Here is a 20,067-nt window from a genome sequence, read left to right on the forward strand (position 1 = left end):
AGCGTGGTTCACCCATCGTGAGCGAACAGCAGGGAAGCAAACAGCGTGGCACAGGAATGCTCAAGGAACCTCGTCCGTTGGGCCCCACAGGTAAACCGCTAACCGAGTTCCCGACCCCGCAGCCCCTGCCTTCGCACGGGCCGGCGCGCGTGATCGCGATGGTCAACCAGAAGGGTGGCGTGGGTAAAACCACCTCCACCATCAACCTCGCCGCGGCGCTCGCCGAGTACGGTCGCAAGGTGCTATTGGTTGATTTTGACCCACAGGGCGCGTTATCTGCCGGTTTCGGTATGAACCCGCACGAGCTGGATATGACCGTTTACAACGTGCTCATGGATCGTAAAGTTCAGATCACCGATGCGATCCGAACCACCGACGTCGAGAATATCGATCTGTTGCCAGCCAATATCGATTTGTCAGCCGCCGAGGTTCAACTGGTCAACGAGGTAGCCCGCGAGCAGGCGCTGGAACGTGCACTGCGCAACGTGATCGACGACTACGACGTGGTGCTTATCGACTGCCAGCCATCGCTGGGCTTGCTGACGGTCAACGCGCTAACCGCCGCACATGGCGTGATTATCCCGCTGACCGCGGAGTTCTTCGCGCTGCGAGCTGTGGCGCTACTGATGGAAACCATTGACAAGGTCAAGGACCGACTGAATCAGGTTTTGGAGGTCGACGGCGTGGTAGCCACCATGTACGACGCTCGAACCCTGCACAGCCGCGAAGTGATGTCCCGTCTAGAGGAAGCCTTCGGGGACAAACTTTTCGAAACCGTCATCAAGCGAACCATCAAGTTTGCCGATGCCAACGTGGCGGCAGAACCAATTACTACCTACGCCGGTAACCACCCTGGCGCCGAGGCATACCGCAACTTGGCTAAGGAACTGATCTTCCGCGGTGGCGCCCCGTAATGAGCGCGCAGGCCGCAGAAAAAACCGCCACCGATTCATCCACGGATGAGACGGCTGGCGGTTTTCGCCTTGCACTAGAGAATTTTAACGGCCCCTTCGATGTCTTACTGCACCTGATCACCCAGCGTGAAATGGACATTACCGAGGTGGCCCTAGCCGAGGTCACCGACGAGTTCATCGCATACTTGAAGGCGCTTCAAGGCACCGGAGACGGGCTGAAGCTGCTGGATGAAACCACCGAATTTTTGGTTGTTGCCTCCACCTTGCTGGATCTTAAAGCATCTCGACTGCTTCCGCGCGGGGAGATGGCCGATGCCGATGACTTCGAACTGCTTGAAGAGCGAGACCTGCTTTTTGCTCGGCTCTTGCAATACAAGGCGTTCAAGCATGCGGCTCAATTTTTGGGCGAGCGGTATCACGAGGAATCCTCTCGCCACCCACGCGAGGTTTCGCTGGAACCGCAGTTCGCAGCGCTGCTTCCGGACCTGATATTCAACATTGGACCGGAGAAGTTTGCGCAGCTTGCGGCTTCTGCACTGGCGCCCAAACCAGAACCGGTGACCGAAGTGGGATTGGCGCACTTGCACGGTGCAAATGTCACCATTGGCGAGGAAGCGGCAACGATGACCGCCATGCTCACCGAGCATGGCACCTTGGATTTTGTTGCGTTGATCGCAGATACCAATGAGCAGCTAGTCGTCGTGGTGCGTTTTCTGGCATTGTTGGAGATGTTCAGACAGAAGGTAATCGTGTTTGCGCAGGAGAGTCCGCTGGGACGGCTAGAGGTTTCTCTGGCAGGCGAGAGCGACTTTGATGTGCACGAGGTACAGGATCAGTACGAGGGGAGCGCAGGTGAGCGGGATCATGAGTGAGATTGCACCCATCGACGAGCTGCCTGGAGGGCTCAAATCGGGTCTTGAAGCGGTGCTGATGGTCGCCGATTCTCCCGTATCTACGGCACGTTTGGCCCAAATCTTCGACCTTCCAATAGCCCGGATCGCCACCACTTTGGAAGAACTCGCGACCGAGTATGATGGTAAAGATCGTCCGCGCGGATTTGAACTGCGCCGTGTCGCCTCTGGCTGGCGCTTTTACACGCGGACCGATTACGCCGATTTCGTCTCCAGTTATGTACTCGACGGGCAAACAGCACGCCTTTCACAGGCCGCCCTAGAAACTCTGGCTGTCATCGCTTACCGACAGCCGGTCTCGCGTGGACGTATTTCGGCGATTCGAGGTGTCAACGTCGATTCTGTAGTGCGCACGCTACTGACTCGTGGGTTGATCACGGAACACCCGGAGATTGGCGACGGCGGAGCGACGCTGTACCAAACAACCGAGTATTTCTTGGAACGACTGGGATTGAGTGCGTTGGAAGACCTTCCGGCGCTTTCTCCTTATCTTCCCGGGGTAGCCGACCTTGAATCGCTCGATTCGGCAACCTACGACGACTAGGCATCCGCGTATGAAACGGATGTCGACCGGACACCAGATGCGTTCCGCTTTTTAAGCGGTGCGCCCGCGATACTTAACAGACAAAGGAATTACGAACCATGAACAAGGGTTCCTCGGCACCGCGCAACTCGCGTGGCCCCAAGAGCTTCGGCGGCAAATCCGCTGGCAACAAGTCCTACGGCGATAAGCCATACGGTAATCGCTCCGAGGGTGGTAAGTCCTACGGCGATAAGCCATACGGCAATCGCTCCGAGGGTGGTAAGTCCTACGGCGATAAGCCATACGGTAACCGTTCCGAGGGTGGTAAGTCCTACGGCAACCGTTCCGAGGGTGGTAAGTCCTACGGCGATAAGCCATACGGCAATCGCTCCGAGGGTGGTAAGTCCTACGGCGATAAGCCTTACGGCAATCGTTCCGAGGGTAACAAGCCTTACGGTAACCGTTCCGAAGGTGGCAAGTCCTTTGGCAATAAGCAGGGCGATCGTTCCGGTCGACCAGGCGCAAGCCGTGACAAGTCCAGCTCCTCAGCATTTGGAAAGAACTCCGAGGCGGCCTTTGGTAAGGAACGTTTCGGTAACTCGGTGCAGTCAAACTATGCCCGCCCAACCCAGCGTGCTCGGGCCCAGGCTCGCGTCGAAAACCAGGCAAACCGCACCGATAGCCAGGACGGCGTTCGTCTGCAGAAGGCCATGGCTAACGCCGGAGTCGCTTCACGGCGCGTCTGTGAAGAAATGATCACCGAGGGCCGCGTTGAGGTCAACGGCAAGCTCATTGTTGAACTCGGCGCCCGCGTGGATCCGACCAAGGATTCCATCCACGTCGACGGCATGCGTTTGCAGCTGAACCAGACAAACAAGTACTTCGTTTTTAACAAGCCAAAGCACGTGATGTGCACGATGGATGATCCTGAGGGTCGTCGTACCATCGCCGATTACTTCCGTCACGAGCATGCTCAGCTGCGCCTCTTCCATGTGGGCCGCCTGGACTACAAGACCGAGGGTCTGCTGATCCTGACCAACGACGGGGAACTGGCCAACCGCCTGCAGCACCCGAAGTATGAGGTTCCAAAAACTTACCTGGTACAGGTTCCTGGCCCAATTTCGCGCGCCGCGAGCAACGCCCTGCGCGAAGGCGTCCGCTTGGAAGACGGCTGGATCAAGGTTGACGATCTTAAAGTAATCGACACCACGCCGAAGTCCGTGATGGTTGAGGTGACCCTGCACTCGGGTCGCAACCGCATCGTACGTCGTATGTTCGATGCAGTCGGACACCCTGTAGAGCGCCTCGTTCGCGTGGGTATCGGTCCGATTCAGCTCGGCGATCAGAAGCAAGGCGTCATCCGACCTCTGGGTAACCAGGAAGTCGGACACCTGATGTCCATGGTGGGGATGTAACCTATGCCCACTTCTCACCTTGCCGGCCCAGTGCTGGTGATTGGCACCGGACTACTGGGCACCTCGGTGGGTCTGGGGCTGCGCGCTAAGGGCGTAGCAGTTTACCTGCAGGACATTTCGCCGACCGCACAAGCTGTGGCTCATGACATCGGCGCTGGCCAACCGCTGGATTCCGAGGCGCGAGTCGCCCCGGAACTGGTGGTCATCGGCGCTCCGCCAGATGTCACCGCGACACTGGTGGCCGAATCGTTGCTAAAGTACCCGAATTCGACGGTGGTCGACATCGCCAGCGTGAAGGGTTCAATCCTTGACGCGGTGAATGCCGATGTGCGTCTCAGCGACGCAGATCGTGCCCGCTATGTGGGTACACACCCGATGGCAGGACGGGAGAAATCAGGTCCGGCCGCCGCGCGTGGCGCGTTGTTTACCTCGATGCCGTGGGTGATCTGCGCGCACCAGTTGGCCTCCGCCGCGAGCGTGAAAACCGCCGAGGCGTTGGCCATCGATCTGGGGGCGACCTTGCACCGCATGGACGTCACCGACCACGACGAATCGGTCGCTCTGACCAGCCACTTTCCACAGGCTGCCAGCTCGATGATCGCTTCGCGTTTGTTAAACGCTCAAGCCCACCAGTTGGGATTGGCCGGCAACGGACTGCGTGACATGACGCGCATCGCTGCAAGCGATGAAAAGTTGTGGATCCAGATTTTCTCACATAACGCGAAAGCGTTGATCCCGATCCTTTCGGGTATGAAAGAAGATCTGGACCGGCTGATCAATACGTTGAACAATCCAACGGGCCATGGCGCCTTACTGGATTTGTCGCAATTGATGAGCGAGGGCAACGCCGGGCAGGCTCGAATTCCGGGCAAACACGGTGCCCCACCGCAAGCTTTCGCACTGGTTACCGTCGTCGTTGATGACAAACCCGGGCAGATCGCGGCACTCGTGGCGGATATCGGCGAGGCAGGTATCAACCTTGAAGATATGCGCATGGAGCATTCCGCCGGACACCAGGTAGGACTGGTGGACGTGTCGGTATTGCCCGGACGGCGCGATGAACTGATCAACGTATTGACGAACAACGGATGGAAAGTAGCCCAGTGACGCACGCAGCTAACCCAACGAACCTTGTCATCGCCATTGACGGACCAAGTGGTTCTGGCAAGTCCTCGGTTTCCAAGGCAGTGGCCCGCGCACTAGGCGCTGCCTATCTGGACACCGGAGCAATGTACCGGGCGATCACCTACTCGGTGCTCGACGCGGGAACTGACCTGTCCGATGCTGCCGCGATAGCTACCGCGGTGCGCGAAGCAAAGCTGGAAATCTCGGTAGATCCGGATCACGAACATGTGGTCATCGGCGATACCGTGGTGACCGACGCAATTCGTGAACCACGCATCTCAGAGCAGGTTTCTGCGGTGGCAACCAATCTGGAAGCGCGTGCTGAGCTGGTCCGCCGACAACGTGAAATCATCGCAACCAACGTGCGCATTGTCGCCGAGGGTCGCGATATCACCACCGTTGTCGCCCCCGATGCAAATGCCCGAATCCTGCTGACTGCTTCCGAAGAGGCGCGCCTGCGCCGTCGCGGAATCCAGCTTGGCGGAACTCAGGACGCTAGCGCGCTTGCATCCCAGGTGCTTGAACGCGATAAGAAAGATTCGACGGTTGTGAACTTTACCCAGGCCGCCGATGGAGTGATTACGGTTGACTCCTCGGACCTGGATTTTGAGCAGACCATCAACGCCGTGCTTGACGCAATCAACACGGCTGCGAAAAAGTAGTACTAACTAAGCCTTAACCGGCGCCCATCCTCGGCGAGAGCCGATGAAGATTCACGTTCCGCCCGCCACCTTGGGCAGGACCTATCGCCTTGAAGGGAATATCATGAGCGACCACAACAACTCCCACGATGGGGAATACACCCCCCTCGTAGACGACGATATCGCCGAGCGCCTAGCCGAACTGAGCGAGGAAGACGCGGAAATCCGTACTCGAGCTCTGCTCTCCGGACTCGATGATTACGATCTGGACGCCGAAGACGCCGCGCTGCTCTCCGGTCTGGACGACGACTCCGAAGATGATGCAGACGTCATCATCCCACCGGTGCTGGCCATCATCGGCCGCCCCAACGTGGGCAAATCAACGCTGGTCAACCGCATCCTCGGTCGCCGCGAAGCAGTAGTGGAAGACGTTCCGGGAGTCACCCGTGACCGTGTTTCCTACTCGGCCGAGTGGCTAGGCCGCCCGTTCACCGTGGTGGACACCGGTGGTTGGGAGCACGACGCGAAGGGCATCCACGCTTCGGTTGCCGAGCAGGCTGAAATCGCTGCAGACGTAGCCGATGCAATCCTTTTTGTAGTCGACTCACATGTGGGCGCTACCGCGACCGACGAGGCCGTAGTGAAGATGCTGCGCAAGAAGCGCAAGCCAGTCTTCCTGGTCGCCAACAAGGTTGATGATTTTAACCAAGAAGCCGAAGCAGCCTCGCTGTGGGGTCTGGGCTTTGGTCAGCCATGGCCAGTTTCCGCACTACACGGCCGCGGTACCGCGGACTTGTTGGACGCGGTGATGGAAAAGCTTCCCGCACATTCGGCCTTCGGTGGAATGATTCCTTCCGGTGGTCCGCGACGTATCGCGCTGATTGGCCGACCAAACGTGGGTAAGAGCTCGCTGCTGAACAAGCTTGCAGGCTCCGAGCGCGTGGTTGTTGACGACTATGCCGGCACCACCCGCGACCCGGTCGATGAGCTTCTGGAACTCGGTGGCGAAGTATGGCGCTTCGTGGATACCGCAGGTATCCGCCGCCGACAGCACATGGCTCAGGGCTCGGATTACTACGCGTCGCTACGCACCCAGACCGCCTTGGAAAAGGCTGAAGTCGCAGTAGTGCTGTTGGCCGCCAATGAGACCGTCTCCGAGCAGGACGTACGCATCATCCAGCTGACCATCGAAGCCGGCCGCGCGCTGGTGCTCGTGTTCAACAAGTGGGATGAAGTCGACGAAGATCGTCGCTACGTCCTGGAGCAGGAAATTGAGCGCGATCTGGCCCACATCGAGTGGGCGCCGCGTGTGAACATGTCGGCGTTGACCGGCTGGCACAAGGACAAGATCGTTGCCGCTCTACACACCTCGCTGGATTCGTGGGATAAGCGCATTCCAACTGGCAAGCTCAACGCGTTCCTTGGCGAGCTCGTCGCGGCGCACCCTCACCCGGTACGCGGTGGTAAGCAGCCACGCATCCTGTTCGGTACCCAGGCGTCCTCGCGTCCGCCGAAGTTCGTGCTCTTCACCTCCGGATTCTTGGATCCAGGCTACCGCCGTTTCATCGCGCGACGTCTGCGTGAAACCTTCGGTTTTGAGGGTACTCCGATCGAAGTTTCGATGCGCATTCGTGAGCGTCGTAGCCGTAATCGGTAACGGTTCGAAAATTACACCTCGTTTGAGGTAGGGTAATTAAGGAGCTTTTCGTAGACGGCACCCTCGCCTTCGGGCGCAGGGATAACGGCTGCGAGAGCATCGGGCTATGGCGCAGCTTGGTAGCGCGCCTGACTGGGGGTCAGGAGGCCGTGGGTTCAAATCCCGCTAGCCCGACCAGTTCAAAACCCCGGCGAAAAATTCGTTTTCGCCGGGGTTTTGTCATGTCGATTCGCAGGTGAGTACCGCTTTCGCTACTATTTTTTATACTCGGGTGAAAGGTCTCAACTCATGCTGCGCAATTTTCGACAGGTCGATGTTTTCGGCGTACAGCACTATAAGGGCAATCCGGTAGGCGTCGTTCTGGACGCGATGGGATTGAGCGACGATGACCTGCGCGATTATTCGGTGTGGTCAAATTTGTCGGAGTGCACCTTTGTCTACCCGCCCTCCACGGGGCAAGCCGACTATCGTTTCCGAATTTTCAGCCTGAGCACCGAGCTTCCATTTGCTGGACACCCCACGTTGGGAACCGCACGTGCGTGGCTGGACCAGGGCGGTGTGCCTCGCCAACAGGGACTGATTATTGCCGAATGCGAGGCCGGTCTCGTGCCGATCCGAATCGAGGAAGACCTGCTCAGTTTCGTCTCTCCTCCCGCTACCCGCACCGGCGACGTTGAACCCGGCTACCTGGCCCAGGTCATCGAGATCCTGGGCGTCGCCGCCGATAGCGTGCTCGCCGCCCAGTGGATGGACAACGGCCCGGGTTGGGTAGGGCTGCAGCTCGCCGACGCGGCAACGGTCTTGGAGCTGGCCCCCAACGCTGCCGGCCATCCAGGGAATTGGAATATCGGTGTCATCGGCGCCTTGGAGCCGGGGGAGAGTCCGACCGGGGAGGACTTTGAAGTGCGCACCTTCTTCACCGAAGACGGCTTCGACATGCGGGAGGATCCGGTGACGGGAAGTTTCAACGCGGCAGCCGCCGCATGGATGCTGGATACCGATCGTGCTCGGGCACCGTACTCGGTTCGGCAGGGAACTGCGATGGATCGACGTGGCCGTCTCGAAATTTCCGTCGCCGACGGCAAGGTCTGGGTTGGCGGCGCAACTCACGTGGCCATCGCGGGGCAGATCGACCTCTGATCACACAGTTAAGAACACGGGCCGATGTGCTTTCGGCGCTAGGTCCGCGCTTGCGTCAAATGAAGATCTCGTCCTTCCACTGCAACCATGACGCTGGTTCACCGGTTATCCTCAACACTTCTATCGGCACGAAGCTTCGGCACCAAATATGCATGGAGCCACCAGGAGTTTCTGTACCCGTCCACGCAGCACAACTCGGCACAGAATTAGGCACGGTTGCACTCTCCCAAACCGTGCATAAACAAGTTGACTATTCGGGTGGGTGAACGGTGGCTGGTTTCAGGAGCAAACGCTGCCGGAAAAACTACCTTATGGAGGGTACTTGCCGGAGAGCCAGCGGTGGACGGCGGAATAACTTTTTACGCACCGGAACTGAGTGTGCGATGGCTTCGACAGGAATTGCGAATTCTCCCAGGGGACAGTTTGGTGGAATCTTTTGCCTTGGCAACTGACGCATACCTGCCTCACGCATAGCTGCGTTTAGCGCAGCTGGGGCTTTTTGAACCGCAGGATTTCACTCGGCACCCACGAAGCCTCTCGGCAGGTCAACCGCGAAAGCTGGAATTGGCCGTCGCCTTATCCAGCGGTGCGGATCTGCTGCTATTAGACGAACCAACAAACCTTCTATCGCCGGAGCTGGTGGAACGGGTGGAGGACGCGTTGACGGATTATGCCTGAACCGTAATCAAGGTAACTCACCATCGGCGTTGGCAACAGAACCTCATGGAGCACTCTCATGTTTAACGGCTCACGGTAAGCGCTGGCGGTGTAGTGACCACGGGCTGACAAGTATCAGTGATGCACACGCGCAGGCATATGCCTTTCTCCTGGGACAACATTGAGAGTCACCGTGGTGCTATTTATTTGATTTTGGGATGCTGACTTCGGAAAAGATGAGACACAAACAATGCGGGCTTGTGTCGGTGTTCACAATGCACTTATAGTTAGTGTGCGATATGCGAATCTGATGTTCTATTATCGAACACATGAATTTTGAGTCTAAGCGTTTCACAGAGAAGTGAGGATGAAGCTGTGCAGTTTCACCACAATGGATATGTTTCCGCGGATCCGCGGGTCCAACCAGCTGCCGGAACCGGCCTAAGCCGTCCCGAGGAACTGCCTGACGTGATGGACGTGTTGATTGTTGGCGCAGGCCCAGCCGGTATCATCACTGCTGCCCAGCTTTCGCAGTTCCCCGACGTTCACACCCGGATCATCGACCGCCGCCCGGGCAGACTTCAGATTGGTCAGGCCGACGGCATCCAGTCGCGCACCGTCGAAACCTTCCAGGCCTTCGGGTTCGCCGAGCACATCACAGCTGAGGCCTACATCATCAAGGAAACCACCTTCTGGAATCCTGATCCGCAGAACCCGGAAAACATTATCCGCACCGACCGCACCGCTGATGATCCCAGCGGCGTCAGCGAATTCCCGCACCTGGTGGTCAACCAGGCGCGAGTTATCGACTACTTCGCCGAGTTCGCCGCGAACTCACCGGCACGAATCACCCCGGACTACGGATGGGACTTCAAAGTACTGGAAGTCGAAGACGGTGCAGAATATCCGGTTAAGGTCACCTTGGTCGGATGCGGCGAGAATAACAGCGGCATCGAGCGCGTCGTCCGCGCGAAATACGTCGTCGGCTCCGACGGAGCCCGAAGCAATGTGCGCCGCTCCATCGGCGCCAAGCTCACCGGGGACAAGGCCAACCACGCATGGGGCGTCATGGACACCCTCGGACTGACCGACTTCCCCGACGTGCGCACCAAAAGCGCCATCCACTCTAATGCTGGCTCAATCCTGCTGATCCCGCGTGAAGGCGGACAGCTCTTCCGCCTCTACGTCGATCTGGGCGAAGTTCCCGAAGATGACAACGGCAAGGTCCGCGAAACTCCGCTGGAAGAGATCATCGAGCACGCCCAGGCAATCCTGCGTCCCTACACGCTGGACGTGAAAAACGTTGTCTGGCACAGCGTCTACGAAGTGGGCCACCGTCTGACCGACCGTTTCGACGATGTGCCGGTCGAGGAAATTGGCACCCGCGAGCCACGCGTCTTCATTACCGGCGATGCTTGCCATACGCACTCGGCCAAGGCCGGTCAGGGAATGAACGTTTCCATGCAGGACGGTTTCAACCTGGCCTGGAAGATCGGCTACGTCCTGTCCGGATGTGGGCCCGAAAGCCTGCTGCGCACCTACTCGGCGGAACGTCAGGACATCGCAAAGAACCTGATCGACTTTGATAAGCAGTGGTCCTCGCTGATGGCCGCAATGCCTGAAGATCTCGAAGGCAAGGAAGGTGTCGCGGAATTCTACGTGCGCACCGCTGAATTCCCAGCAGGCTTCATGACCGAATACGCCCCGTCTGAGTTGACCGGTTCCAAGGACCACCAGCATTTGGCCAAGGGCTTCCCGATTGGCAAGCGCTTTAAGTCCGCCGAGGTCATGCGTCTAGGTGACAATAATCCGGTGCATTTGGGCCACCACCACCGTGCCGACGGACGTTACCGAATCTATGTCTTCGCAGATCAGTCTGTAGCGGGCGCTGAATCTAAGATGAGCGAATTATCGAAGTGGTTACTTGAATCGCCAGAGTCGCCAGTTGTTAAATACACCCCGGCTGACGCTGACATTGACTCGCTTTTTGACGTAAAGGTCGTTTACCAGCAGGACTACACCACTTTCAACCACAACGACGCACCGAAGGTGTTCCGCCCGAACCACGGCACGTTTGGACTGATGGACTACGAAAAGGTCTATGCCGTGCTCGACGGTAACGATATCTACGAGCAGCGTGAGATCTCGCGGAACGGTGCGATTGTAATCGTGCGTCCAGATCAGTATGTAGCTAATGTTTTGCCATTAGATGCTCGCACCGATCTGGCAACTTTCTTTGACGCAGTCTTGCTCCCGCAAATCTAGTCTCGAACGTTATTCAATTGCCCTGTCACGCATTCTTGTGGCAGGGTAATTGTTTGGCTTGCGGAATACTAGAGGCTATTTTGTCGTTCTACTTGGGTAGGAAGTAGCCCTAGAGGAGAACTCATGGAATTCAAATTTGATCTTCAACAAGTCTCGGAATCCGAGATGGCTTGCGTTGACGGAGTCTGTTTTGTTCCGCTAACGAAAACAACGGATGAAGCTACTGAGTCAGCTGTTCACGCAGAAAGTCACGAAGCACCATCGCATGGTTGATTTCTACATTTTTGGCCGCATAGACGAGGGTGACTATCGGTTGCACTTCGACAAGTTCTAAGAACTCGTCGACAGCAGGATTCTGGTTGAGCTCTTGACGATAATGCTCCGCAAATTCCGGAAATCTGTCTGCATCATGATGCCACGCCTTACGCAGTTCGCTAGAAGGTGCGATGCCTTTTGCCCAACGGTCCAACTTGAGTACTTCTTTGGTCTGTCCTCGTGGCCATAAGCGATCAACCAAGATCCGGTAGCCGTCAGCTTCTTCAGCAGCTACATAGGCACGTTTGAGTCGAATTTCAGTCATTGTCGTCCCTCTCCTTAGTCGTAGTCATGAGTTGTGGAGTCTAGCGGTGACTTCTGTTGCGCTTCTAGAACTCTGATGCGTGCACCTCGTCGACGGAAGACCAGCCAGATAATGACAAGGATCATAGCGATGACCGCGGCGCTTATCGCACCAACGAGCGTGGCGCCGCCGAACCAAGTTGCCCCGGTATTCAAGATGGCCTGTGCCTTCTGCGCCGCATCCGAGGGATTCCAGAAGATCCCAAGGGTGAGCCAATTAGGTAAAGCGAGAACAACCGCTAATATTGCGATTACCCCGCGCCACCGCCAGCTCAACTTCCGGTAACGAACCTGCCAAAGTACCAGAATTGGAATTAACGTAAAAACGAAGCCGATGGAGAATCCTGAAATCCAGCCTCCGGTCGCGGAACCTGCATTATGGCTGGAAATTTTAGTAGCCCACCAAACAGGCATGAAAATCGTAGCGATCGCGTAAATGACTAGCAGGGTGACAAGTGCAATTACGCCTAGAAGCAATCAAACTTTCCAATTTGAGCGTGGTCTAGGAGTCTTGGCTTCATTGCTTGTTGGGCCACTCGCAGAGCGCGTTTTCTCTTCCATGCAGGAATCATTGCACGTTTGAGCATGCCGAGCCTCAAAAATTTGTAATATCGTGTTATCTCTTGGGCGCTGAGTAGGCTAATCTGGAGATAGTCTGGTGTAAAGCATTGATCACCCGTTTACCTAAAGGTCGTCAAGCGCAAGCTTGAGAGCAAATTTTCTTGGAGGACCCCAAATGTCTGAACATGGGCCGGTTGACCCGCATATCGAGTCTGCCTCCGAAACGACCAATATCTCTTTGCCGGCGGCTCACAAGTCTGCAGAGCCCTCGGTAATCTATCCATTGTCGGATGATGAACGTACTGCGGTCGCAGCTCTTCCTGCGGGATCCGCCTTGTTGATTGCCCATACCGGGCCAAACAAAGGTGCGCGCTTCTTGTTGGATACGGATTCGAATATCGCTGGTCGTCACCCGGATGCCGATATTTTTCTAGATGATGTGACTGTTTCCCGTCGTCATGCAAAATTTGAGCGCGTTGGCCAGGGATTTACGCTCAGCGACATTGGGTCGCTAAACGGAACCTACATCAATGGTGATCGTATTGATTCGGTGACTCTAGCCAATGCGGTACAGGTGCAGATCGGTAAATTCCGACTCAATTTCTACCAGAGCGTGCCAAACGTTTAAGCTAGGTACTGAACTAGTTTCCTGGTGGCCTGCGGTTCGGGCTATCTTTCAACCTAACAATTTGAGGAGCCTCTCCTTTGCCAGTCTTTGATGCAGCCCGTAGCCCACGACTCGAGGCAGTTCGCCACGAGAACGTGAGAACGGCAGCACTGAACATTGGCGAAGTGCTCTCCGAGCTAAAAGATGAGTTTCCTCGAGTTACTGCCTCCAAAATTCGTTTCTTAGAGGACAAAGGTTTGATTATTCCGCAACGCACCTCGGCGGGATACCGTAAGTACATAGCTTCAGATGTCAGCCGACTGCGCTTTATCCTCTCGGTCCAGCGGGATCAATACCTGCCATTGAAGGTCATCAAAGATCACCTGGACGCGATCGATCGCGGGGAAGCTCCTGCAGCGCTTCCAGGAGGCGCTCCAGCAGCACCACAGGCAGTTAACAGCGAGATGGCTGAAGCAATCGATCGGCATTCCCGTCCGGTTTCGCTAGCTGAGTTGTGCGGGCTGACCGCTGCGAGCGAGGAACTAGTTAACGAACTAGTTAATTTTGGCTTGATAGAGCCGGAATCGGGTCGGTTCGATTCGCATAGCGTGCGAGTCACGAAGTCTGCCGTCGAGCTCTCAAATCACGGAATTGAACCACGTCACCTGCGACAGTTCCGTACGGCTGCCGAGCGCGAATTCTCGCTCATCGAATCAATCATTGGTGCGGACTTGAAAAAGCCTGAAGTTTCGGCGCGTGCTAGAGCCGCTGAAGAGGCCCAAGAAATATCTCGTCAGTGCCTTGAATTGCATGAGGCGCTGGTGCAGCGTGCGATTTCACAACTTGATCGCTAGGCTGAGCTTAGCAACGAGTTCGCAACACTAGGGGGAGTCCATGCTTGAACTAGAGTTTGCCGGGATTCGAATCCAACTTCCTTCGAACCAGCCGCTTCTGCTGTTAAAGCGTCATGAACAGAATCTCTATCTTCCGCTGTGGATCGGGGCACCCGAAGCCTCTGCGATAGCCATGTCTGAACAGGGCTTAACGCCGCCAAGGCCGATGACACATGATTTACTGATCAACTTACTGGAAGCGCTCGAAGTGAGCCTACAGCGAGTTGAAATCGTCTCGGTGCAAAACGCGATTTTCACGGCGGAACTTGTGCTCTCAAATGGCAAACGTGTGGATTCTAGATCATCGGATGCCATTGCTTTAGCGGTCCGCGCTCAGTGCCCGATTCTTTGCACCGAAGAGGTCATGGAATCTGCGGGAGTAGCCATTGAAATTGAGTCGGAAGATGAAGAGCTGCCCGAAGCGCAAATGCGTGAATTCAGGGAGTTTCTGGACAATATTGATCCTGAGGATTTCTCCGCCTAACCCAGCATGCAAGTCTCAAAAGCGACACGCCTTAAAGTTAAGCTTGAAGGTCTTTGACCAAAGCCCCTTATGGCCGTACCGTCGAAGCATAGGGAAAATTCCTGTTGACCGATCCATGGTTCGCCATCACTCGCACCTATCAGTCGCTTGGAAATCTCTCATCTCTCAATGGATTTTGCTTACACACTAGGAGTATTTGGATGGAGTCTAGCCAGACCGGTCCTCGTCTTGGGACCACCGGTGGCGTTCAGCGATCCAATACTCAAGGCTTGCTCTTCACTGATGATCTACCTGAACTAGATGAACATGCTGGTTACCGTGGACCGGTAGTGTGCAAGGCGGCCGGGATTACCTACCGTCAGCTTGATTACTGGGCCCGAACAGGTCTGGTTGAACCAGCAGTGCGCGGTGCTAAAGGCTCGGGCACGCAGCGACTCTACTCCTTCCGCGACATTCTGGTCTTGAAAGTAGTCAAGCGACTTTTGGACACCGGGGTTTCTTTGCAACAAATTCGGACCGCAGTCAGCCATCTTCGTGAACGTGGAGTTGAAGATCTGGCGCAAATTACTTTGATGAGTGACGGAGCATCGGTCTACGAATGCACCAGTGCCGATGAAGTAATTGACCTGGTTCAAGCTGGGCAAGGGGTCTTCGGCATTGCTGTGGGCCGAGTCTGGCGTGAGGTCGAAGGATCATTGGCGGCGCTTCCGTCCGAAAGTACCAGTGATCAATTGGCTACCGACGAGCTCTCTGCTCGCCGTGCGGCAAAGGCCGCTCGGAACGTCGGCTAAATACTTAATTAGAAACAAAAAGCTTCGGCTCTAACCAACTTTTTCAAGTGGTTAGAGCCGAAGCTTTTTATGTATAAGTGGTGTCTCTAGCTGTTTGGCGTGGGTGCAGCCGACATGAGTTCCTTGAGTAATGCATCGAACTGGCCAAGCATGGGCGCAGTGGCCTTACTTGGCCACTGATGCACCGAATAAGCGGCGCCCTGGATCTGCTGCCACTCAGGGTGCTCAGGAATTTCCGGCTTCACCATTGAGTCGCCGAACATTTGACGCATTTCGTTGAGACGGAATGTATGCTCTGCGGAGTCTTTACGCACTCGGTTCGCGACAACACGGACGGGGCCTAGCGATGGAGCGAATTCGCGGCGGAATAGTTCCAAGGCACGCTGGGTTCGTTCCGTTCCCGCAACGGAGAATAAGCTTGGCTCGGCAACGAGCAATAGTTGGTCCGACGCGCTCCATGCCATGCGGGTTAGACCGTTTAGCGAAGGTGGGCAGTCGATAAGAACAAGCTGGTAACCGCTAGTGCGACTCAATAACTGGGACAGACGGCGTAAGTCACGAGTACGTAAATCCGGACGGTCATAAATTCCGGTAAAGGCATCGCCGACGGCAACATCTAGTACAGGAATACGTGTCCGCGATTTCTTTTCGGCCGCTTTGGACTGCCATGCGCTTGCTGCGACATTGTCCTGTAGGCGTGCACGGCGAACGTTCTTGAGCATTTGCCCAATTGGCTGCTTACCGTTTACTCGTACTCCCAAGCCAGTGCTCGCGTCCGCGTGCGGATCTAAGTCGATCACGAGCGTCGGAATTCCGGCTGCGAGTGCTGCTGAGGCCAATCCGAGTGTTACGGAGGTTTTTCCTACGCCACCCTTGAGGCTGCTGATGCTCACTACATGCACGGACCAGACCACGCCTTTCACTGTTCGCTGATTATGTGTCCCACCGAATATTTAGTCTCCCTTTATCATAGTGTGCCAAGCGGTAATTCCCCGACTCCGCAACGTGGGATTTTTAGCACGAATGTACCTATGCCAAAAAAGATCCATAAACTGTCTAGTTAAGTTTGTGGTCAGACCACAGGGCGAAATGTTTGGTAATTGTGTACCCGATCACGGTAGGGTATCCACAGCAGCGGTTAAAAATATCCGTTATGCGAAGCCCCGCACCCGGGTAATACGAGATGAAGCGTCCATATGTGGACGCGAATCCGAACCCAAACGGGTGTGCTGAATCGATGTAGGGAAAATATGTTTGAGAAGATCTTGGTCGCCAACCGCGGTGAGATTGCAATTCGTGCTTTCCGCGCTGGATACGAACTCGGCGCTAAAACAGTTGCCGTCTACCCATATGAAGACCGAAACTCGATCCACCGGCAGAAGGCTGGAGAGGCCTACCAGATTGGCGAAGAGGGACACCCTGTTCGCGCTTACCTGGACATTGACGAAATCATTCGCGTCGCCAAAGAAGCCGGCGCAGATGCTATTTACCCAGGCTATGGTTTCCTCTCGGAAAACCCAGACCTGGCACGCAAGGCAGCAGAAAGCGGCATTAAGTTCATTGGTCCAAAGGCGGACGTTCTTGAGCTAGCTGGTAATAAGGTCGCAGCGCTGAAGGCTGCACGCAAGGCAGGCATTCCCGTGCTGGAATCCTCGGAGCCAAGCGACGATGTGGACTTCCTATTAGCCGAAGCTGACCGTATTGGTTTCCCAATCTTCGTCAAGGCAGTTGCCGGTGGCGGTGGGCGCGGTATGCGCCGTGTGGACAAGCGCGAAGACTTACCAGAGCTGATGGGCGCGGCAATGCGCGAAGCCGGTACGGCTTTCGGCGATCCCACAGTTTTCCTAGAGCAGGCAGTACTTCGTCCGCGTCACATTGAAGTTCAGATCCTCGCCGACGAACAGGGCAACGTGGTCCACCTGCATGAGCGTGATTGCTCCTTGCAGCGTCGTCATCAGAAGGTTGTGGAGATTGCGCCCGCTCCAAACCTCGATGATTCGATCCGGCAGGCTCTATTCCGCGATGCGGTTAAGTTCGCTAAGGCTCTGGGATACCAGAACGCCGGTACCGTGGAATTCTTGGTGGATACCGTCGGTGAGCGTGCCGGACAGCACGTGTTCATCGAAATGAACCCACGTATCCAGGTAGAGCACACGGTGACTGAAGAAGTCACCGATATTGACTTGGTCCAGGCCCAGATGCGCATTGCCGCAGGCGAAACCCTGAGCGACCTGGATATCAGCCAGGACACCATTCAAGTTCGTGGTTGGGCCATCCAGTCTCGTATCACTACCGAGGATCCGGCTAATGGATTCCGCCCGGACGTTGGAACAATTACTGTTTACCGCTCTGCCGGTGGTTCTGGCGTGCGTCTAGACGGCGGCACGATTTACACCGGTGCTGAAGTTTCACCGCACTTTGACTCGATGCTGGTCAAGCTCACCTGCCGTGGCCGCGATTACGCCACTGCCGTGGCACGTGCACGCAGAGCTCTCGCTGAATTCCGCGTGCGTGGCGTTGCGACCAACATCCCGTTCATTCAGAACGTTTTGAACGATCCGCAGTTCATCGCCGGCGATGTCGCCACAGACTTCATTGACTCGCGTCCGGACCTGCTGACCGGTAATGAATCTCAGGACCGCGGTACCAAGGCGCTTAACTACTTGGCGCACGTAACTGTCAATAAGCCCAACGGCGAACGCATCGATGGCATTGATCCTCGTAAGAAGCTTCCAAGTTTCCCAGGCGACAAAGCCTCCGAGCCTGAGCGCTCGCCATTTGATGGCCCTTCGAAGTCGGTAACACCGCCAGCTGGCTGGCGCCAGAAACTTATCGACCTGGGTCCTGAAGGCTTTGCCAAGGCGCTGCGCGATTCAACCGCGGTGGGTATCACCGACACCACTTTCCGTGACGCCCATCAATCGTTGCTAGCAACACGTGTTCGTACCCGTGATCTGCTTGCGGCCGCTCCTGCGTATGCACACACCGTGCCGCAGTTGTTCTCCATGGAGGTCTGGGGCGGGGCAACCTACGATGTATCGCTGCGATTCCTAGGTGAAGATCCATGGAAGCGTTTGGAGCTACTGCGCGCCGAACTGCCGAATATTCCATTGCAGATGCTTCTTCGTGGTCGTAACACCGTTGGTTACACTCCGTACCCAACTGAGGTGACCGATGCCTTTGTGAAGCAGGCAGCTAAGAGTGGCGTCGATATCTTCCGTATCTTCGATGCACTGAACGACGTGGCGCAGATGGCTCCGGCTATCAAGGCGGTCCGTGAAACCGGAACCGCGGTCGCAGAAGTGGCCTTGTGCTACACCGGCAACCTGCTTGATCCCAATGAGAAGCTATACACGCTGGATTACTACCTGAATCTAGCTCAGCAGATCATCGATGCTGGCGCACACATCATCGCCATCAAGGATATGGCCGGCCTGCTTCGTCCTGCTGCGGCGAAGAAGCTTGTCACCGCCTTGCGAGCACGTTTCGACGTGCCGGTTCACCTGCACACCCACGATACTGCTGGTGGCCAGATGGCTACCCTTACGGCAGCCATCGAGGCTGGCGTGGATGCGGTAGACGTTGCCTCGGCAGCGATGGCAGGCACTACCAGCCAGCCATCGGCTTCGGCATTGGTCGCTGCCTTGGAGCACACCGAACGCGATTCTGGCCTATCACTGGCTGCAGTTGCCTCCCTAGAGCCTTACTGGGAAGCTGTGCGCGCCATGTACAAGCCATTCGAATCCGGACTGCCGGCTCCCACCGGACGCGTTTACCAGCACGAAATCCCTGGGGGTCAGCTCTCAAACCTGCGCCAGCAGGCCATTGCATTGGGACTGGGCGAACGCTTCGAAGCCATTGAGTCCATGTACGCGTCGGTCAACGACATGCTGGGTAACGTAGTGAAGGTGACCCCATCATCCAAGGTGGTTGGCGATCTAGCGCTCCAGCTCGTCGGCTCCAGCGTGCCGGCTGCTGAATTCGAATCCAACCCGCAGAACTTCGACATCCCAGATTCGGTCATCCAGTTCCTTTCGGGCGAATTGGGTAACCCTCCTGGAGGCTGGCCAGAACCGTTCCGCACCAAGGCATTACAGGGTCGTACCGTGCGCAATCACGTAGAGGCGCTCTCGGATGAGGACTTGGCGGCGCTGACTAGCGACGACGAGACTATCCGCGCGACGCTGAACCGCTTATTGTTTGCTGGTCCAACTCGCGACTTCGAAAAGTCGGTGGAGAACTACGGCGACCTCTCGGTATTGCACACCCGTGATTACCTCTTCGGGCTGAGCCCGGACGTGGAGCGCGTGGTTTCGCTTGGCACCGGTGTCCGCTTGCTGGTCAAGCTGATTTCGGTTTCTGAAGCCGACGAAAAGGGCCTGCGCACTGTGGTGTTCTCGCTCAATGGTCAGTCTCGTCAGATTAAGGTTCGCGATGAATCCGTTGAATCAACGGTAAAGAGCGCGCCAAAGGCCGATCCGAAGAACTCCGGTCACGTGGCAGCGCCATTCGCTGGCGCGGTGACGATCAATGTTAAGGTCGGAGACTTGGTCGAGTCCGGACAATCGGTAGCCACCATTGAAGCGATGAAGATGGAAGCTGGCATTACTACTAATGCGTCAGGCGTCGTTTCTCAGGTGACTTTCGAGGGAACCAGCCAGGTTCAGGGTGGAGATTTGCTCCTGGTTATTGAACCTAAGTAAACGCCGGTATAGGTAGCGTTTACCAAACTGCAATGGCGTGGCACCTAGGGATTGCTCCCTAGGTGCCACGCCATTGTTATGACATATCAATGTTTGTACAACATTGCGGGCTAGCAAACTGGAACACTAGGGGCATCTATGGAACGATGCTCACTGGTGGTC

17 protein-coding genes, 1 tRNA gene and 1 pseudogene are annotated in these 20,067 nt (G+C 56.3%); 16 read left to right on the forward strand and 3 right to left on the reverse strand.

Annotation, left to right across the window (positions count from 1 at the left end):
• The first annotated feature begins 56 nt into the window (after window positions 1-56).
• From ACX5K5_RS05315 to ACX5K5_RS05365, 11 genes and pseudogenes are all read left to right on the forward strand, one after another.
• Complete coding sequence (locus ACX5K5_RS05315; RefSeq protein WP_170947937.1) at window positions 57-914, forward strand: ParA family protein; 858 nt, start codon at window positions 57-59, stop codon at window positions 912-914.
• Window positions 914-1,786 carry a segregation and condensation protein A gene (locus ACX5K5_RS05320; RefSeq protein ID WP_096257588.1) on the forward strand — a complete coding sequence of 291 codons (873 nt, stop codon included), beginning with the start codon at window positions 914-916 and terminating at the stop codon, window positions 1,784-1,786. The genes ACX5K5_RS05315 and ACX5K5_RS05320 overlap by 1 nt, the downstream gene beginning before the upstream one ends.
• The gene (scpB, locus tag ACX5K5_RS05325) at window positions 1,779-2,369 is read left to right on the forward strand and encodes an SMC-Scp complex subunit ScpB (protein ID WP_096257590.1); all 591 of its coding nucleotides are present in this window, start codon (window positions 1,779-1,781) and stop codon (window positions 2,367-2,369) included. The genes ACX5K5_RS05320 and scpB overlap by 8 nt, the downstream gene beginning before the upstream one ends.
• A gap of 98 nt (window positions 2,370-2,467) precedes the next feature.
• The gene (locus ACX5K5_RS05330) at window positions 2,468-3,763 is read left to right on the forward strand and encodes a pseudouridine synthase (protein ID WP_443450604.1); all 1,296 of its coding nucleotides are present in this window, start codon (window positions 2,468-2,470) and stop codon (window positions 3,761-3,763) included.
• A gap of 3 nt (window positions 3,764-3,766) precedes the next feature.
• On the forward strand, window positions 3,767-4,870 hold the full coding sequence (locus ACX5K5_RS05335; protein WP_096257594.1) for a prephenate dehydrogenase: 1,104 nt from the start codon (window positions 3,767-3,769) through the stop codon (window positions 4,868-4,870).
• Window positions 4,852-5,550: a (d)CMP kinase gene (cmk, locus tag ACX5K5_RS05340; RefSeq protein ID WP_096257596.1), complete on the forward strand. Its 699-nt coding sequence runs from the start codon at window positions 4,852-4,854 to the stop codon at window positions 5,548-5,550. Before ACX5K5_RS05335 ends, cmk begins: the two co-directional genes overlap by 19 nt.
• A 103-nt stretch (window positions 5,551-5,653) precedes the next feature.
• Window positions 5,654-7,186, forward strand: coding sequence for a ribosome biogenesis GTPase Der (gene der, locus ACX5K5_RS05345; protein WP_443438481.1), 1,533 nt, complete (start codon window positions 5,654-5,656; stop codon window positions 7,184-7,186).
• Between the two features lie 100 nt (window positions 7,187-7,286).
• Window positions 7,287-7,363, forward strand: a tRNA-Pro gene (locus ACX5K5_RS05350).
• Window positions 7,364-7,474: 111 nt separating this feature from the next.
• Entirely contained in the window at window positions 7,475-8,326 is an 852-nt protein-coding gene (locus ACX5K5_RS05355; protein WP_346058731.1) for a PhzF family protein, read from the forward strand.
• Window positions 8,327-8,584: 258 nt separating this feature from the next.
• A pseudogene (locus tag ACX5K5_RS05360) lies at window positions 8,585-9,004 on the forward strand (ATP-binding cassette domain-containing protein).
• Window positions 9,005-9,358: 354 nt separating this feature from the next.
• Window positions 9,359-11,248, forward strand: a complete 1,890-nt coding sequence (locus ACX5K5_RS05365; RefSeq protein WP_459175135.1) for an FAD-binding monooxygenase — start codon at window positions 9,359-9,361, stop codon at window positions 11,246-11,248.
• Between the two features lie 220 nt (window positions 11,249-11,468).
• Here ACX5K5_RS05365 and ACX5K5_RS05370 read toward each other — a convergent pair whose 3' ends face one another.
• On the reverse strand, window positions 11,469-11,828 hold the full coding sequence (locus ACX5K5_RS05370; protein ID WP_096256375.1) for a DUF488 domain-containing protein: 360 nt from the start codon (window positions 11,826-11,828) through the stop codon (window positions 11,469-11,471).
• A 14-nt stretch (window positions 11,829-11,842) separates the two neighbouring features.
• Window positions 11,843-12,343: a hypothetical protein gene (locus ACX5K5_RS05375; RefSeq protein WP_459175136.1), complete on the reverse strand. Its 501-nt coding sequence runs from the start codon at window positions 12,341-12,343 to the stop codon at window positions 11,843-11,845.
• A 259-nt stretch (window positions 12,344-12,602) separates the two neighbouring features.
• Here ACX5K5_RS05375 and ACX5K5_RS05380 point away from each other — a divergent pair, with 259 nt between their 5' ends.
• The 4 genes from ACX5K5_RS05380 (at window position 12,603) to ACX5K5_RS05395 (ending at window position 15,202) form a co-directional block, all read left to right on the forward strand.
• A complete protein-coding gene (locus ACX5K5_RS05380; RefSeq protein WP_096256377.1) occupies window positions 12,603-13,055 on the forward strand; it encodes an FHA domain-containing protein in 453 nt (150 codons plus the stop codon).
• A gap of 77 nt (window positions 13,056-13,132) precedes the next feature.
• Window positions 13,133-13,888, forward strand: a complete 756-nt coding sequence (ftsR, locus tag ACX5K5_RS05385; RefSeq protein WP_096256378.1) for a transcriptional regulator FtsR — start codon at window positions 13,133-13,135, stop codon at window positions 13,886-13,888.
• Between the two features lie 40 nt (window positions 13,889-13,928).
• On the forward strand, window positions 13,929-14,411 hold the full coding sequence (locus tag ACX5K5_RS05390; RefSeq protein ID WP_096256379.1) for a bifunctional nuclease family protein: 483 nt from the start codon (window positions 13,929-13,931) through the stop codon (window positions 14,409-14,411).
• 200 nt (window positions 14,412-14,611) lie between these two features.
• Complete coding sequence (locus tag ACX5K5_RS05395) at window positions 14,612-15,202, forward strand: MerR family transcriptional regulator (protein ID WP_096256380.1); 591 nt, start codon at window positions 14,612-14,614, stop codon at window positions 15,200-15,202.
• Window positions 15,203-15,288: 86 nt separating this feature from the next.
• On the opposite strand, the gene ACX5K5_RS05400 is transcribed toward ACX5K5_RS05395, so the two are convergent.
• Window positions 15,289-16,104, reverse strand: coding sequence for a ParA family protein (locus ACX5K5_RS05400; RefSeq protein WP_096256455.1), 816 nt, complete (start codon window positions 16,102-16,104; stop codon window positions 15,289-15,291).
• Window positions 16,105-16,452: 348 nt separating this feature from the next.
• Between ACX5K5_RS05400 and ACX5K5_RS05405 the strand changes: the two genes are divergently transcribed.
• Window positions 16,453-19,905, forward strand: a complete 3,453-nt coding sequence (locus ACX5K5_RS05405) for a pyruvate carboxylase (protein WP_346058728.1) — start codon at window positions 16,453-16,455, stop codon at window positions 19,903-19,905.
• The last annotated feature ends 162 nt before the right edge of the window (window positions 19,906-20,067 follow it).

The organism is Glutamicibacter bergerei, from assembly GCF_054495185.1.